This is a genomic window from Marinobacter iranensis (genome assembly GCF_029207565.1).
In the GTDB taxonomy this organism is placed as follows: domain Bacteria; phylum Pseudomonadota; class Gammaproteobacteria; order Pseudomonadales; family Oleiphilaceae; genus Marinobacter; species Marinobacter iranensis.
Genome location: NZ_JANCMW010000021.1, coordinates 1 through 15430, shown reverse-complemented (window position 1 = coordinate 15430; position 15430 = coordinate 1). Strand labels below are relative to the sequence as shown.

The following is a 15430-nucleotide window of genomic DNA, read 5'->3' as shown; positions in this document are numbered from 1 at the left end:
GTTTTCAGGGATGGCCTGATTTCATCACCCGATAACCGCTTCAATCCCGAATTGATGGCTTATGGTGAACGGGCGCCTGGAGTGTCAGCCCCTGGCGGACGGGAAAATTACTTCTGGGGCGGCATGTCAGTCAAGGCCCGCGCGTATAACGCTTTTTTGCAGGGCCAGTTCCGGGATTCGGACCATGAACTGGATGGTAATGACCTTAACATTCTGCTTGCCGAAGTCTGGGCAGGTTATACCCACAGCTTCGTGGCTGGCACAGAGTTGAGTTACGTACTGCGGGTCCAGAGCTCCGAGATCAAAGACGGCACTGGAAACCGCACGCTTGCATGGGGTGGGCTGGTCTTCAGCAAACGCCTCTGAACGGCATGTAAAAAGCACTCATCATTCTGGGAAATAGGGCTTATATGTCCCCGCAATTGGCTTTTGAGCTTTCAGAGCCCCAATGTTTTAGCCAAGCAATCTAAGTTAAGGAGACCATCTTATGAGCAACATTATTAATGTGACAGACGCAAACTTTGAGCAAGCGGTGGTTCAGAGTGATAGGGCAGTGCTGGTGGATTTCTGGGCACCGTGGTGTGGCCCCTGTAAGACAGTGGCTCCCATGTTGGAGGAAATCGCCGATGAATTTGGGGATCAGTTGACCATTGCCAAAGTGAACGTGGACGACAGCCCGGACATTACGGCAAAAATGCGTATCCGGGGCATTCCGACCCTGGCCCTGTTTCAGGACGGAGGGGTGGTTGCCCAAAAAACTGGAGCTGGCAGTCTGGGCGAATTAAGGACCTTCGTAAAAGGGCACTTGTAACGCAGACTGGTTGCAAGCCAGACTTGTCCGGGTCCCATTTCCAGGAATGCCAAATGAAAACGCAAGAGCTTCAGTTGCTGTACATCTTCGATGCCATAATGACCGAGCGCTCAGTTACCCGTGCAGCGGATCGGCTCGCGATGACCCAGCCTGCGGTATCCAACGCGATTTCCAGAATGCGTCAGATCTGGAACGATCCACTGTTCGTCCGTAAAGGACGGAACATTGAGCCAACCTCCTATGCGCTGAGCCTTTGGCATCAGGTGGGGGATCACATGTTCGCTCTCACCAACGCGGTGAGCGCCACACAGTTTGAGCCGGCAACATCAAAGCGGACATTTCGCATCGCGGTAACGGATGTAACTGTTGAGATGATCTGGCGCCAGCTGCTTGAATTTCTGGAACGTGAGGCTCCTGGTGTGGATGTCCATGCCGTTCCGTATACCCCCGAGGGAACCTACGACGATCTGCGGGAAGCGCATGTGGATCTCGCCGTGGGAATGCTGACTCAACACGACCACAGCCTGCGAAGCACCTGGCTGTTCGAAGGTGGGTATGTGCTGGCGATGCGTGCGGACCATCCGCTTGCGGGCCGCCAGATTACGATGGAGGAATTTCTGGATGCCCGACACCTGCTAGTGACGATGTCAGGAGATGCTCACGGTTTCGTAGATAGCTATCTCGACCAGAAAGGCCAGAGCAGACGGATCGCGGCGACAGTGAATCATTTTTCAATTGTTCCCCGGATACTCCGGGAATCAAACCTGATTGCTTCTGTTCCCGAGTTGATCAGTCAGGATTGTGGCTTCGTGGACGGATTATGGATGGGAGAGCTTCCCTTTGAAGTGGACCCAACCAGCTTGTACCTCATCTGGCACACCCGGCATGACCGCGATCCCGGGATTGTCTGGCTGCGAGGGCATGTCGAAGTACTTTTGAGGGAGCGTTGGCATGACATCATGGCCAACTCGCCATGTGGCTATTCGGCTCGTAAAGCCATCGCATGAGCCGGGCTCAGCCGGATACCCCGTGGCCAAAAAAGGTTGAGTTGGTAGGGAAAGGTTAGCGGCCATTCGCTCGATAGAAAGCACGGCTTTTCTCGTAAACGGTTGCCATATCGACCAGGACAAAACCCAGCCCTGATTCATGCAAGAAGAAGGTGTAAACCTCTCCTGAGGGAAGACTCTGCCAGTATTCAGGGATACTGCTTTCCCTTTGGTTGATAGCAGGGTAATGGGAATGCTGGAAGTAGCCGGTTTCAGTGCTATCGTAGGCAACAGACAGTGGTTCGGGTGAGACCATTAACGTGTACCGCTGCAGGCCAGGATAGGTGGCCGCCAAGGCGATGACACAGAGCAGGGTAGCAAGGCCGAGGCGCTCTACTCGGGGAGCACCGCTCCCCAGCCGGATACCCAATACACCTGCAAGCAGTCCCGTTGAAACAAATGGCCACAGTGGCAGGTCACCCAAAACGAGGTAGTTGGTGAGCAGTACGTAGTCAACCAGGGCATAGGTTCCGAGCGCGGCCAGCAGAATTAACTGCAATACCATGCCTTTGTGTTTCAATAAGTTGAAGTGGTTTGCCAATGGCCCGGTTCGATCAGTCGGAGTCGACGTAAAGTCCACGTTGCCTGTGATCCGGGACAGAGTTTTGACAAGAGGAGCCTCATTAATGAGGGCTTCCACCCTCGTCTTGGGTTTTCCAAAGGCGCTGCCAATGCCTATGCGATGATCTGGTTCGCCCTCTTTTAAAAAATGGTAGGGCTGCAGCCGATAGGTCCGCCTCTCGGTAACGAGGCTGAGTTTTGACTGCTGAAGAGCCTGAGCCATATTCCGGAACCCCGTAACGGGGGTCAGTTCAATCTTCCGGATCACGTTTAACGGAATGCGATGGTCTCCGGTGGTGAATCCCATAAGCCCGAGGCCGGTCAACCGTGGGATGTGAATCGTGAGGTTCTCGCTGTCCAGTTTCAGCCAAACCTGGCGATTGGCAAACGCCACCACACAACCCAGCAGCAGACATAAAGCGAGTAGGTATAGCTCGAACGGTACGTTACCCTGTTCGTCCAGATAAAGTTTGCTGAAATCCAGTTCACCCAATTCAGGCAGTTGTAGTAGCAGCAAGCTTCCGAGCAGGATCGTTACCAGGGCCCCGATTACTGCAAACAAGTGACTGGTTTTGAGAATGCTGGCAGAGTAAAGAAAGCGCTGTTTGCCCATGGTTCAATATCGTCCCTGAATCTGTATCCGTGAGTCAGAAATGCATGATAGCTTATAAGGAGTCCCAATTATGATAACGGGACATCACCGTGAAACGCCCACAACGGTCGCGACCCTCGACGATCTCGCACCGCTGGCAGACTATTCGCTCATGGACACGCTCAACTGTGATCCTGAGGGGAAAGCAGACGGAGCTGACCACGCGCCACGGCAAGTCTTCTCCGGCCACTATGTTCCGGTCAATCCCACGCCCATCGAAAACCCCGAATACGTCGCGCATGGGAAACGTCTGTTTCGCGAACTGGGTTTTGCCGACAGCATGGCGCAGTCCAGCGACTTCGTCCGCATGTTCTCCGGCGACTTGTCCCGGGTTCCGGAGCCTCTGCGCAACGTCGGGTGGGCGTGTGGCTACGCACTTTCCATCTACGGCACCGAATTGTACCAGCAATGCCCGTTCCAGACCGGCAATGGCTACGGCGACGGTCGCGCTATATCGGTGCTCGAGGCTGTCATCAATGGGAAGCGCTGGGAAATGCAATTGAAAGGGGCAGGGCGGACACCCTACTGCCGCGGCGCGGACGGCCGGGCCGTTTTGCGGTCCAGTGTTCGGGAATTCCTGGCCCAGGAGCACATGCATGCGCTCGGTGTGCCCACGTCACGCTCTCTGAGCCTGTACGTGTCAAAGACCGAGCAAGTCAGGCGCCCATGGTATTCGGAGGGCTCACGCTCAATAGATCCCGATATCCTTATATCCGAGCCAGTTGCCATCTCCACGCGTGTTGCACCGTCGTTCATTCGGGTAGGGCAGATCGAGCTCTTTGGTCGTCGTGCCCGCAAGCAGGAACATCCGCAGGCGATGGAGGAGCTTGAGGAAATTGTCTTGCACGTGATCGATCGTGAGTACGGTGACGTTATCGACCAGTCACTGGCCACTGCTGAAAAAGTGGTGTTGCTTGCACGTGAGTTCCGCAGCCGACTGACGTCGCTTGTAGCGAACTGGATCCGTGTTGGCTACTGCCAGGGTAACTTCAACAGTGACAACTGTGCGGTGGGTGGTTTCACGCTCGACTATGGCCCCTTTGGATTCTGCGATGTGTTTGACCCGCAGTACCAACCATGGACGGGTGGCGGACAACACTTCTCATTCCTTAACCAACCGGCGGCAGCAGAGCGCAATTTCCACTCGTTTTGTTTGGCGGTGCGGCCTTTGTTGGCAGGGCATCCAGACTGTCTGCGGCAGCTGGAGGAGATTCAAAGTGATTTCCCAAAGGTGATGCAAGCGCAAATGGAGAAGATGTGGGCGACCAAGCTTGGACTTGACGCTTTTGACGCGGCTTTGTTCCGCGAGCTGGCAACGCTGATGATGCAAACGCCTGTTGATTACTCCCTATTCTTCCGGGAACTCTCATCGTTGCCGGATGACATTGAGCCACTCAAGAAAAGCTTCTACAAGGGCCGGACCTATGCTACAGACCCCGAAGGGCTGGACAATCGCTGGTCAGCGTGGCTTATCCATTGGCAATCGCTCACTCGAGCTGGCACTCGTGAGGAACTTTCCCGCCAGATGAAGCTCGTCAACCCGAAGTACAGTTTGAGGGAGTGGTTCGTGGTGCCTGCCTATCAGCAAGCGGCAGATGGGAATTACGCTTTGCTACGGGAGCTGCAGGACGTGATGACGCAGCCAGACGCCGAGCAATCGGAGGACGTAGAGAAGAAATACTACAGGCTGAAGCCGCTTGAGCTCTTTGGGGTTGGTGGGTCGTCGCACCTTAGCTGCTCGTCGTGACTACCCATTGCAGGCCCGAGCTATTGGCTGATTTTGAGGGGAGGCATCAACCTCCCCCTTAAATCAATGTCCCAGTACATCGGTTTCGTTTTTCTTTGCGTTTTTCTCCTTCTTTTTTTCCTTGGCGGTTAAAAGCGGTTTCTTTTTAGTGTCTTTTTTTCTGTCTTGGCTTTTACTCATGCGGTCTGTCCCCTTTGTCTGATGCCCATGCTTTCAGTGTTCATTATGAACCCAATTTCGAGTAACTGATAGGATTTGGAGCGTGGCTCACACATTGGCAATCGCTCACTTTCAATATGCCGGAACGGCAAAGGCTGGCAACAGTTTGGTCGCCTTTCCATCCTGAAACCGATTTAGCCCTACAGTCGGTCGACCATCGATTTCAACGTGCTGGCAGAGCCAATCATGGAGGATAGCGGGGTTCCCAAGTCGTGGGAGATCAAAGAGAGCAGGGCGGAGCGTAACCGTTCGCAATAATTCTGTGTTACGCCAACAGGTACAATCGACAAAGGCAGCACTAGTAGCGAAGAAATCATGCCCGCCGATCGACGGCCGCTTGATCAAACGCCGTCATAAGCCTTACCTCAAGGATTCTGCGTCCGATGATAAACAGCATCGAACCGTGCAGGCTCATCGCCATGAACGGTATTCGTATAAACTGATCTGCGATGGCATTAACTTTGTTAAGGTTTGCAGCGCAAATATAGGCGCAAATTCGGAGAGGCTGGCATTAACAACAATTAATGTTCCAGCAACCCTGAGAAAAGACGAAGCCTTTATCCTTTGATTTTCTGTTCAAATAAAACGAAAAGAAAACCGATATGGTACCCATTACGCCCACAGCAAAAACAACAAACGTTACCACAGGCATTTGCCTTATCTTGTGCGCTGCTCCGACAAGTGCTGCCAATAATCATGCGCTTAGCAAGGTAATCCCTTATAGATCCGTAAAGAGGAAAAACGCTTTCTGATTAAAAGGAGGAAACAACGTTTCGGACTCTTTTAAATGACGACCAAAAACGGCCTTTCGCTCAAACAAAAATATACTGCGGCAGGCTACAGAAGCAGTTTCCAAAAAAAGAACTCGCCAATTGATGAAGCAAGATTTAAAATTGATAACAATAAGAGCTATTTCGAAATCGTTTTTGAAGACAGTACAAAATATCATCATAGACGGCATGTGCTGAGATATAAAAAATATCTACCTTAAAATGAATGAAAGCAAAGTTTTGTACAACCACGAACGATACATCAGGCACTAGATTATGAATCCGATAAATTAGTCTAGACAAAGGGGAGTACTTTAGTTGCGCATTTTAGTTGTAGAAGATGATAAAGCGGTTCGGTCTTATATTCTGAAAGGATTAAGCCAACATGGCCATACGGCAGAGCAGGCGGACTCTGGCCGTGATGGTCTATTCATGGCTACAACGGAAGAATTTGATGCCATTGTTCTGGATCGCATGCTTCCTGCGCCGGATGGAATGACGATTCTAAAAACACTACGCGCCAGTGGAATCCAAACCCCTGTGTTGATTTTAAGCGCACTGGGGCATGTTAATGATCGCGTAGACGGGTTAAAGACCGGTGGGGATGATTATCTGGTTAAACCGTTTCAGTTTTCCGAATTGATGGCACGGCTTGAGGTCATTGCCAAACGCCACAACCCTAGACAGTCGGCAGATACCATACTTAAGGTCGCGGATCTGGAATTGGATTTGCTGAAACATAAAGTCACAAAGAACGGTCAGACCATAGGATTTCAACCACGTGAATTTCGTTTGCTGGAATATATCATGCGGAATAGAGGTAAATTGGTGACACGCACAATGCTGCTGGAACAGGTTTGGGATTATAATTTCGATCCGGAAACCAACGTAATAGATGTACATATCAGCCGCATCCGCAGCAAGATTGACGATAAGGGAAAGGAATCATTTATAGAGACGGTACGCGGCTCTGGCTATATTTTTAGAGAAAATTAGGATATTTAATGCAACTCGGCGCATGGATTAGCAATGTTCGCAATCTGGCCATTCTTTATACGGGCGTATTGATCATTGCCGCTTGTGTGGTGGGCAGCTTTCTGTATATCGTTTATCAAGGCAATACTTATACGGAAACACAAGCCGCGTTAAAGGCCGATATTCACGGTTTTATTGATATTTATAACTTCTCCGAAAATCCAGAGGCGGCACTTCGTAAGGCCATTGAGCAGCGCTTGGAAAGGCGGGATATCAGCAGTTTTTATTTGCTGAGTGATAGAAACGGAAACCGCATAACCGGTAACCTGCATACAGTGCCTAGCCTTATGGAGGATCAAGACGGAGATTTTGTTCTTTACGAGGTCCCTTATAGTGAGGTGATTGGCAATGCGCCGGAACAAAAGGATGCATTTTTTCCGCATTACGATGTTATAGCCAAAACGCTCACAGTGGGTGACGGTATGAGCCTGCTTGTCGGGCGGGATGTTGATGCGTCTCAAACTCTTAAAATTGCTATTATGGGGGTGGCCTGGATTACGACTGCCTTGGCTTTCATGATGGCGCTTATCGGGTTTTTGATGGGGACCATGATTTTGAAGCGCATGCGCTTGATTTATCAAGCAGCAGATACCGTTATTAAAACAGGCAAGCTTTCTGCGCGTATTCCCGCTGATAACGCAACAGGCGATTTTAAACCGCTTGCCGATACCTTTAATAACATGTTGGAGCGCATTGAAGATTTGGTCGCAAGCATACGGCAAGTTTCGGACAATATCGCTCATGATCTACGTACCCCCTTAACACGGTTAAATCATCATATCGAGGCTCTCAAAGAAGGAGAAAGCGACGTTAGCATTGATGATATCGCTAATGAAACAAACCGCATTATTGCGACCTTTAATGCTCTTTTGCGGATTGCCAATATAGAGCATGGAGAGCGACGTTCAGAATTTGGAAGCGTTGATCTGAAGATACTTCTAAATGACTTATATGAATATTCTACGCTACTGGTACAGAAAAAGAATATTACGCTGAATATAGACTTACCTATGGCTATCCCCCATATAACGGGAGATAAAGATCTGCTGTTCCAGGCGTTTTCCAATATGATTGAAAATGCGATGAAATTTACTCCTGAAGACGGTCATATTACGATTCGGGCTCTCAATATGGGTAAAAAAATACACGTCGTATTAACTGACACAGGACCTGGTATTCCTGATGAAGATAAGGCAAAAGTGTTTCAGCGATTCTACCGCATGGAAGCCAGTCGCCATACGCATGGAAATGGCCTTGGATTGGCGCTTGTAAAGGCTGTTGTGGATTTACACAAAGCACATATTGTTCTGGAAGACCATATTCCCTGTGGCTTATCTGTCACAGTGGCCTTTTCTAGCATTGACAATCCTTAATGTGCTCTCAACTTGTCAGTCAGACATACCATCTAAACTGCTATTTGTTCAATTGCCCATTTAAGTATTTTTAGTGGGTGAAAGGCTAACTAAAAAATAGAAGGAGATGGTATGAAAAAGCTCAAGATAGCTTCGCTCGCGGTTATTACAATATTAGGAAGTACCGCGGCATATGCCGAGGAGCGCGGCTGGGGTGATTCCTCATACGAACAAGATGAAGAAGAAATGGGAACACGCAATTGGAAAGATTGGGATGTGACAGTCGGAATCGGCGGTGAGTATGGCCCTGTTTCTCCAGGTGTTGATAAAACAGAGTTTGAAGCTTTTCCCTATGTCGATATTGAATACAAAGATCGTTACTTTCTGAATTTTGAAAAAGGCTTGGGTGCGTATCTTCTGCGCTCGGAAGATGGGCCTGAATATGCTTTGGGTGTTGCTGTAGGATATGCCGAAGGTCGGGATGAAGCAGATGCCAGAGCAGAATTAGATGGGCTTGGTGATATCGATGGGGCCGCAGAATTTGTTCTTTTTGCCGAGGGTGAAATCGGGTTTGTTGAAGTCGAGCTTGAGGTCGCAAAAGCTCTTAGTGGCCATGATGGCTTAACTGCGGAACTTTCTGCCGGCGTTGATGCGTCTGTGACAGACAGCTTGTTTGTCGGTGTAGCACCGTTTATCACCTATGCCGATGAGAAGTACACCCAGAGCTTTTACGGTGTATCTGCTTCACAAGCCGCAAATTCTGCGACTTACAACCAATATGATGCCGATGGTGGCTTTGAAAACTACGGCGTTGAAGTGGAAGCAAGTTACAAAATTACACGGAATTGGTCTGCCACAACCTCTGCCAGCTATACAAGATTGCTAGGCGATGCCAAAGATTCCCCGATTGTTGATAATAAAGGGTTCTTTAGTGCCGGTGTGGGATTGGCCTACACATTCTAATCTAACCTTTTTCATTTGTTCTCCTCCGCGCTGGAAACCGGCTTCATCCGCAAGTCGGTTTTTCGGCGGTGGTAGCCGGTTGATAAAGATAAAGCGGGCAAAATTACAAACGTACTTCACTCAAAACATAGAACCTTTCCAAACAATTAATGTTTTGCTCACCCGATGGTGAGGAAGCGTTTATTAGAGTTAAAGCATGATATTAAAATCTGCGCTATTAGCTATATGTATCTTACTATTATCGGCATGTTCCGTGATTTCAGCCACGGATCGGCCTGATTTTTCTGCGCGCATGCCAGAACATTTCTTTAGTGCCGAGGAAGGTGTGAATACCGGCTCAATATATTGGTCAGAAAGTTTCAGTGATTCGCTTTTACGAAAGGATATTGAGGCACTTAATACGCAGAATTTTGAACTCGAAGCTGCCCGTGCGCGAGTGGAACAAGCCGCAGCCAGTTATGGTATAGAACGGGCTGATCTGTTCCCTAGCCTTGATGCCACAACTAATTTTGAACGCAAAAGAGAAAAAGAGGATGGCGGATCATCGGAGACAAGCAGTGCCATTTCCTTTGGGGGTGCGCTGAATTGGGAATTGGATATCTGGGGGCGCTTACGTGCAAAAAAAGAAGCGGCAAGCCTCAGCCTTGAAGAACAAAAAGCACTGGCTGATCAAATAGCACTTAATTTAAGCACTGTTTTGGTGGAAAGCTGGATTGCTCATCATACATCCTCCAAGCTGGAAATGATTTTACTGCAACAAAAAACAACAAATACACAATTTTTAGAGCTTACAGAACTGCGTCTTGAACTAGGGCAGGGAAGCGCACTTGATGTTCTCCAACAGCGTGGACGTTTAGCGGCAACCAGACGCGAGATCCCTTCTGTTCAGGCCGATAAGATCAAGGCTGCTAACGCCTACGATGTTTTGCTGGGGCAAATTCCTGATGGACAGGCTTTGCCGCTTGAAATATGGCCGAATATAAAACCATTTTCCTCTCTGCCCACCTTCAAAGAACTCATGGAAAGTCGTCCCGATATTCGGGCAGCTTTTCTTGCTCTTTTGGCCGCAGATCAGGATGTTGCCGTAGCGATTACTGACCGTCTGCCGAAGCTTTCTATTGGACTGAATTACAGTATTGCAGGCAATACTGTTTCCAACATCGGTGATGGACAAATTGTGAGTTTTACCACCGGTTTGCTTGCACCGATTTTTGATGCTGGGCGGCGCAAAGCCGAAGTATCACGCCGTGAGGCAATGGCTAAAGAAGCCCTGGCAGATCTTGAACAATCCATGCTGGTTGCGGTGCAGGATGTTGAGAACGGATTAAGCCGTGAACGGGCGTTATTTAAAGAGAGAACTTTACTGAGCGAAGAAATCTCTATCGCCCAGCAAACCGTGAGCAAAGCCAAGTTGCGCTACGTCAACGGGCAAGAGAATTATTTAAGCGTTCTGAGTGCGCTGGAAAATCTGCAAAACCTGCATAGACATGAAATTAATCTGCAACGTGACTTGTTGATTAACAGAGCAAGAATCTTGAAAGCCTTTGGTGCTACATGGAATTTAAAAGAAGGGAATGTGAATGAAATACCCGAAACGTAAACGCTGGCTTGCACCTGCGATTCTGATTACAGGTTTGATAATAGCTGTTTTGCTGATGGCTAGTGAAGAAGATGAACTGCCTTCCGGTTTGCGTTCAAAACCGTTGGCGGTTGAGGTCATAAAAGCGCAACGCAGTACATTACGTCTTGATGTCCCGGCCTGGGGATTGGTAGAGCCGCGCGAACAAATTGATATTCGTCCGCAAGTTGAAGGCTCTATCGTTTCGGTTTCTGATCATATTGTCGCAGGTGCAGTTATCAACCAGGGTGATGTTTTATTTACCATTGATCCCCGTGATTTTCAAAATCGCTTAGTCGAAGCCAAAGCCACCTATGAACAAGCCATGCAAGCCCTTGAAATTGAAAAAGGACAGCAAGAGATTGCCCGTGCAGAATATAAATTGCTGCAGCAAAATGACAGCACCAAAAAAAGCAATGCTTTAGCCCTTCGGCAGCCACAATTAAAAGAGCGACAAGCAGTGCTGAGTATGGCAAAAGCGCAATTAAAACAGGCAGAGCTTGATCTGGAACGCACAATGCTTAAAGCACCTTGTGACGGCCAAATCATGAAAGAGAATATCGCTATCGGACAGTATGCGGAAAACAGCACAATTGCACTGAGCATAGCCTGTACAGACAGCTATCATATCACCGCATCTTTCCCTTCTGACTATCGAGTTGATGCTACTAAGCAAAAAGCCGCAGTTACAATCAACGACAAGGCATATCCGGCAACGCTGAAAGCGGTGTTGCCGCAGATTGATCCGGATACACGGCAAAAACAGGCTTTGGTATCCGTGTCCGATGTGGACTTGCCGCTAGGATATTATGCTGCCGTAACCCTTCCCGGTCTTGAGTTTCAGAATGTTGTCGCTTTACCAAAAGCCGCGTTAAGGGCAAATAATACGGTCTGGATGTTAACAGCCGACAATACGCTTGATATTCGCTCAGTGACGCTTGCTGCACAAAATGATGAACGGATTTTTGTTGCTAACGGACTAGAAGACGGAGCGCAGGCTATCCTCTCTCATATCGCATCGCCCCTAAAAGGTATGGAGCTTCGCTTACTTGAAACCGAACAGAATCAGGATGATGCGTTATGAATAAATTTTTAGAAAACATTCTACAGCGCCATGTGATTGCCAATATCTTGATGGCTGTTTTCATTATTGGCGGCTTGTTAAGCGCACAATCAATCCGTCAGGAAGTTTTACCCACCACCCAATCCAAAACCGTGCAGATCTCCGTCGAATTTAACGGAGCTCAACCTGCGGAAATTGAAACCGCCATTCTGCTACCGATTGAAAATGCTGTACGAGGCATGGAAGGTCTTAAAAAGGTTCAGGGGGTTGCACGTGAAGGATTGGGCACTGTCACACTGACATTGCTTCGGAGTGCCAATCCCGATCAAATGCTGGGTGATATCAAAAATGCGATAGACCGTATCGAAACCTTCCCATTGGCAGCGGAAGAACCGGTTGTAAGCATCCCCGCAGAAATTGAGAAAGTTATGTCACTGATCGTATCTGGTGATCAGCCATTGCTCTGGTTGCGGCAAACGGCAGAAAACATCCGCGATGATCTTCTTACCGGGAAAGGGTTGACCAAAGTTCAACTGGCAGCACCGCGTGAGCAAGAAATCACAGCCGAAATCAGTGAAAAAACGCTACGCGCACATGGTTTGTCATTGGAAGATGTTGCCCTCCGCATTCAAGATACAGCGCAGAATTTAGCCGGTGGCACGATTTATACGCCGCAAGCTGATATTGCACTGCGTACGAATGAGCGTCGCGAATGGGCGCACGAATTTTCAGATATTATAATCAAGGAAACAGAGACAGGCTTACCTCTAAGGCTTTCGGAAATCGCCACATTACGAGACGGTTTTGGAGACTCTCCAATTGAAGCCTGGTATAACGGCAAACCGGCGATTCAGATTGACATTTTTACAGCCGGAGCAGAAACGCCAACCTCAGTTGAAGAAGTTGTCAAAGATTACCTGCCTAGCGCCACAGAGAAATACAAAGGCGTTTCCTTAGATATTTTTGAAAATGACGCGCAAACCTATCGTGATCGTCTCAGCTTGCTTATCGATAATGCTTTTTTAGGGCTGGTGCTGGTGATGATTGTGCTAGCGCTTTTCCTCACACCACGCTTGGCATTTTGGGTGATGATGGGGATTCCCACCTCGCTTTTAGGCGGGTTGATGCTTCTGCCGCTATTTGGCGTAACGATTAACGAGATTTCATTATTTGCCTTTATCGTCACCATTGGCGTGGTGGTAGATGATGCCATTATGCTGGGTGAAGCCATCCACACAAATCGCAGTAAGGGCATGGATAATTTAAGCGCTGCGGTTGAAGGGCTTAAAGAAATGGGCGTGACGATTTTGCTGGCAGTCAGCACAACCATGCTTGTCTTTATGCCTATGTTTTTTATTCCAAGGCCAATGGGAACGATGATGGAGCAAATACCGGCTGTGGTAGTGTCGGTCTTGCTGGTTTCCCTGATTGAATGCCTTTTTGTTCTCTCAACACATCTGGCACAGGATGCCCCCCAACGTCCCTGGCTTAAAACTTTGTCCCGTCCGCAGGAAAGGGTCAATGCATGGCTGGAGAATTTTACCCGTGAAACGTTCCGCCGCTTTGTCCGTATGACATTGTTACGCCCGACGGCAATACTTTGTCTGGCTTTATCCCTATTGTTTATTACGTTTTCTGCAACTGTCAGCGGCATGATTGGCTTCATTTTTACCCCGCCTGTGCAATCTGACACGGTTATTGCCCATGCAACACTTCCCTATGGTTCACCAAAGGCCCAGTCAATTGCCATTCAGGACAAAATGGTCAAGGACGCGCAGGCCGTATTCGCAGAATCAGGCATGAGAACACCCGGCATTTTCTCTTTAATCGGTGTGCGTCTTGATGAAGGAGAAATTGAATCGGAAGCTCTGGCTGGATCACATTATATATCAGCACTGGCCGCTCTGCCGCCCGAAGATGAACGGGTGATAAACGGAATGGAATTTGCGCGGCAATGGCAAGAACGGTTTGGTGATCCCGGTGGGCTTGAAGCCTTGAGCTTTACCGGTGAAACGAACGTAACCGGCGGAGAGCCGATTCAAATAGAGCTTTTCCATCCGGATGAAGCTGTAGCGCGTGAAGCTGCATTGAAACTAGGTGAACGTATGCGATCTATTGCCGGCCTAACGGCAGTTGATGATGGTTTGCGTGCTGGCAAACCTGAATTAAAGATCAATCTCAAAGACAATGCCGTACAAATGGGATTAACGGCAGGTGATATTGCAAGGCAAATCCGACATCGTTTTTATGGCGCAGAAGCCCTGCGTATTTCTCGAAACGGTAACGATGTAAAGATGGTGGTACGCCTTTCTGAAAAAGAACGCCAGCAACGCAGTGCCCTTGATCATGCGCTGATTAAAGCACCTGGCGGATCTTTAGTGCCCCTGACAGAGATTGCCACAATCACATCCGGACGAAGCACCACTACGCTTGCTCGCCGTGATGGAAAGCGCATTTATCCTGTGACAGCCGATATTATGATCGGGGTCAGCGATGATGCTGTGGAGGACGTACTGGAAGATAGTTTGGTTCCGCAAATACTGACGGAATATCCTGGACTCACAGTTGAATTTGCCGGAGATGAAGAAGAAACCGATGGGTCAATGGAGATATTGGGCAAAGGGTTTTTGATTACGCTTTGCATTATGTATGTTTTGTTAGCGCTGCGATTTAACTCTTATGTGCAGCCGCTTCTGGTTCTCTCTGTCATTCCGTTTGCGTGTATTGGGGCTGTATGGGGGCATATCCTGATGGGATATGACATTTCCATTATCTCCATCATCGGTATTCTTGCAATGGCCGGGGTGGTGGTGAATGACTCTTTGGTACTGGTTACGGCTTATGACCGTTTTCGCATGCATGGAGTACCGCATGTCAGAGCAATTACCGAAGCAACATGTAGCCGTTTACGCCCCATTGTTCTAACAACCCTGACAACGTGCATTGGCCTAACGCCAATGATGCTTGAAACCTCTGAACAAGCGCAATTCCTAATTCCTATGGCTGTTTCGATAATCTTCGGCCTTGCGTTTGGAACGTTTATTGTTCTGTGTTTGATGCCAATTTTATTGCGGTTGTTCGGTCATAAAAAAATTGCCGAGCATGAAGCAATACCCGGAAATTCAGGCCGCACTGGAGTACGCAGCTTCTAGAAGTCGGCCGATCTGGCAATAAAACTCGTCAGAACCGGGCTCGTTGGACTGCTTGCCGGACTTTTTCTTGCCTTCAAAGAGGTTCGGGTCATTCTCCAGCAACTCGCGTTTCCAGGTGCTGACCGTGGTCGGTTGGATCTGGAATCGGGCAGCGATTTCGGATGTGGTCGGGTCGCCCTTGAGACGGGGTGCACTTCACATTGTTTTGGAGTTGGCTATGAACTTTCGTTTTCTGGCATTTTCTCTGGTAGTCGCCTCTCTTGTTCTGGCCTCTGGTGCCCACGCTGAGTCTGCTGACTCGGTGGTGGCTCTCTCCATGGATAACGATCTCTTCGCTCCGACCCAGACGGATCGGGATTACACAGCCGGCGTGGCGATTACCTATTCCTCCAACTCGAAGGAATTCATCAGCAACCCGGTTTCCCGCGTCAGCCAGGCTCT

13 protein-coding genes are annotated in these 15430 nt (G+C 48.9%); 12 read left to right on the top strand and 1 reads right to left on the bottom strand.

The annotated features are described in order from the left end of the window. The 3 genes from NLU14_RS21035 to NLU14_RS21025 form a co-directional block, all read left to right on the top strand. Positions 1-366 (top strand): lipid A-modifier LpxR family protein (locus NLU14_RS21035; RefSeq protein WP_275710310.1); only part of this gene is annotated, 366 nt, incomplete at its 5' end. 121 nt (positions 367-487) lie between these two features. Further along, positions 488-811, top strand: a complete 324-nt coding sequence (gene trxA, locus NLU14_RS21030; protein WP_275710308.1) for a thioredoxin — start codon at positions 488-490, stop codon at positions 809-811. Between the two features lie 53 nt (positions 812-864). After that, on the top strand, positions 865-1818 hold the full coding sequence (locus NLU14_RS21025) for a LysR family transcriptional regulator (protein WP_275710306.1): 954 nt from the start codon (positions 865-867) through the stop codon (positions 1816-1818). Between the two features lie 55 nt (positions 1819-1873). Here NLU14_RS21025 and NLU14_RS21020 read toward each other — a convergent pair whose 3' ends face one another. Continuing rightward, on the bottom strand, positions 1874-3031 hold the full coding sequence (locus tag NLU14_RS21020) for a hypothetical protein (protein WP_275710304.1): 1158 nt from the start codon (positions 3029-3031) through the stop codon (positions 1874-1876). Positions 3032-3101: 70 nt separating this feature from the next. Here NLU14_RS21020 and NLU14_RS21015 point away from each other — a divergent pair, with 70 nt between their 5' ends. From NLU14_RS21015 to NLU14_RS20975, 9 genes are all read left to right on the top strand, one after another. Continuing rightward, positions 3102-4817, top strand: coding sequence for a protein adenylyltransferase SelO (locus NLU14_RS21015; protein ID WP_275710302.1), 1716 nt, complete (start codon positions 3102-3104; stop codon positions 4815-4817). Positions 4818-5823: 1006 nt separating this feature from the next. After that, on the top strand, positions 5824-6027 hold the full coding sequence (locus NLU14_RS21010; protein WP_275710300.1) for a hypothetical protein: 204 nt from the start codon (positions 5824-5826) through the stop codon (positions 6025-6027). 97 nt (positions 6028-6124) lie between these two features. Next, positions 6125-6802, top strand: a complete 678-nt coding sequence (locus NLU14_RS21005; RefSeq protein ID WP_275710298.1) for a winged helix-turn-helix domain-containing protein — start codon at positions 6125-6127, stop codon at positions 6800-6802. An 8-nt stretch (positions 6803-6810) separates the two neighbouring features. Continuing rightward, positions 6811-8214 (top strand): sensor histidine kinase, encoded by a 1404-nt coding sequence (locus NLU14_RS21000; protein ID WP_275710296.1) that lies wholly within the window; start codon positions 6811-6813, stop codon positions 8212-8214. A 111-nt stretch (positions 8215-8325) separates the two neighbouring features. Next, entirely contained in the window at positions 8326-9156 is an 831-nt protein-coding gene (locus tag NLU14_RS20995; RefSeq protein ID WP_275710294.1) for a MipA/OmpV family protein, read from the top strand. A 196-nt stretch (positions 9157-9352) separates the two neighbouring features. Further along, the gene (locus NLU14_RS20990) at positions 9353-10756 is read left to right on the top strand and encodes an efflux transporter outer membrane subunit (RefSeq protein WP_275710292.1); all 1404 of its coding nucleotides are present in this window, start codon (positions 9353-9355) and stop codon (positions 10754-10756) included. Then, positions 10737-11858 carry an efflux RND transporter periplasmic adaptor subunit gene (locus tag NLU14_RS20985; RefSeq protein WP_275710290.1) on the top strand — a complete coding sequence of 374 codons (1122 nt, stop codon included), beginning with the start codon at positions 10737-10739 and terminating at the stop codon, positions 11856-11858. Before NLU14_RS20990 ends, NLU14_RS20985 begins: the two co-directional genes overlap by 20 nt. Further along, complete coding sequence (locus tag NLU14_RS20980; RefSeq protein ID WP_275710287.1) at positions 11855-14989, top strand: efflux RND transporter permease subunit; 3135 nt, start codon at positions 11855-11857, stop codon at positions 14987-14989. The genes NLU14_RS20985 and NLU14_RS20980 overlap by 4 nt, the downstream gene beginning before the upstream one ends. A 217-nt stretch (positions 14990-15206) precedes the next feature. Then, positions 15207-15430: lipid A-modifier LpxR family protein (locus NLU14_RS20975; RefSeq protein ID WP_338040815.1), on the top strand; the 224-nt coding region annotated here is incomplete at its 3' end.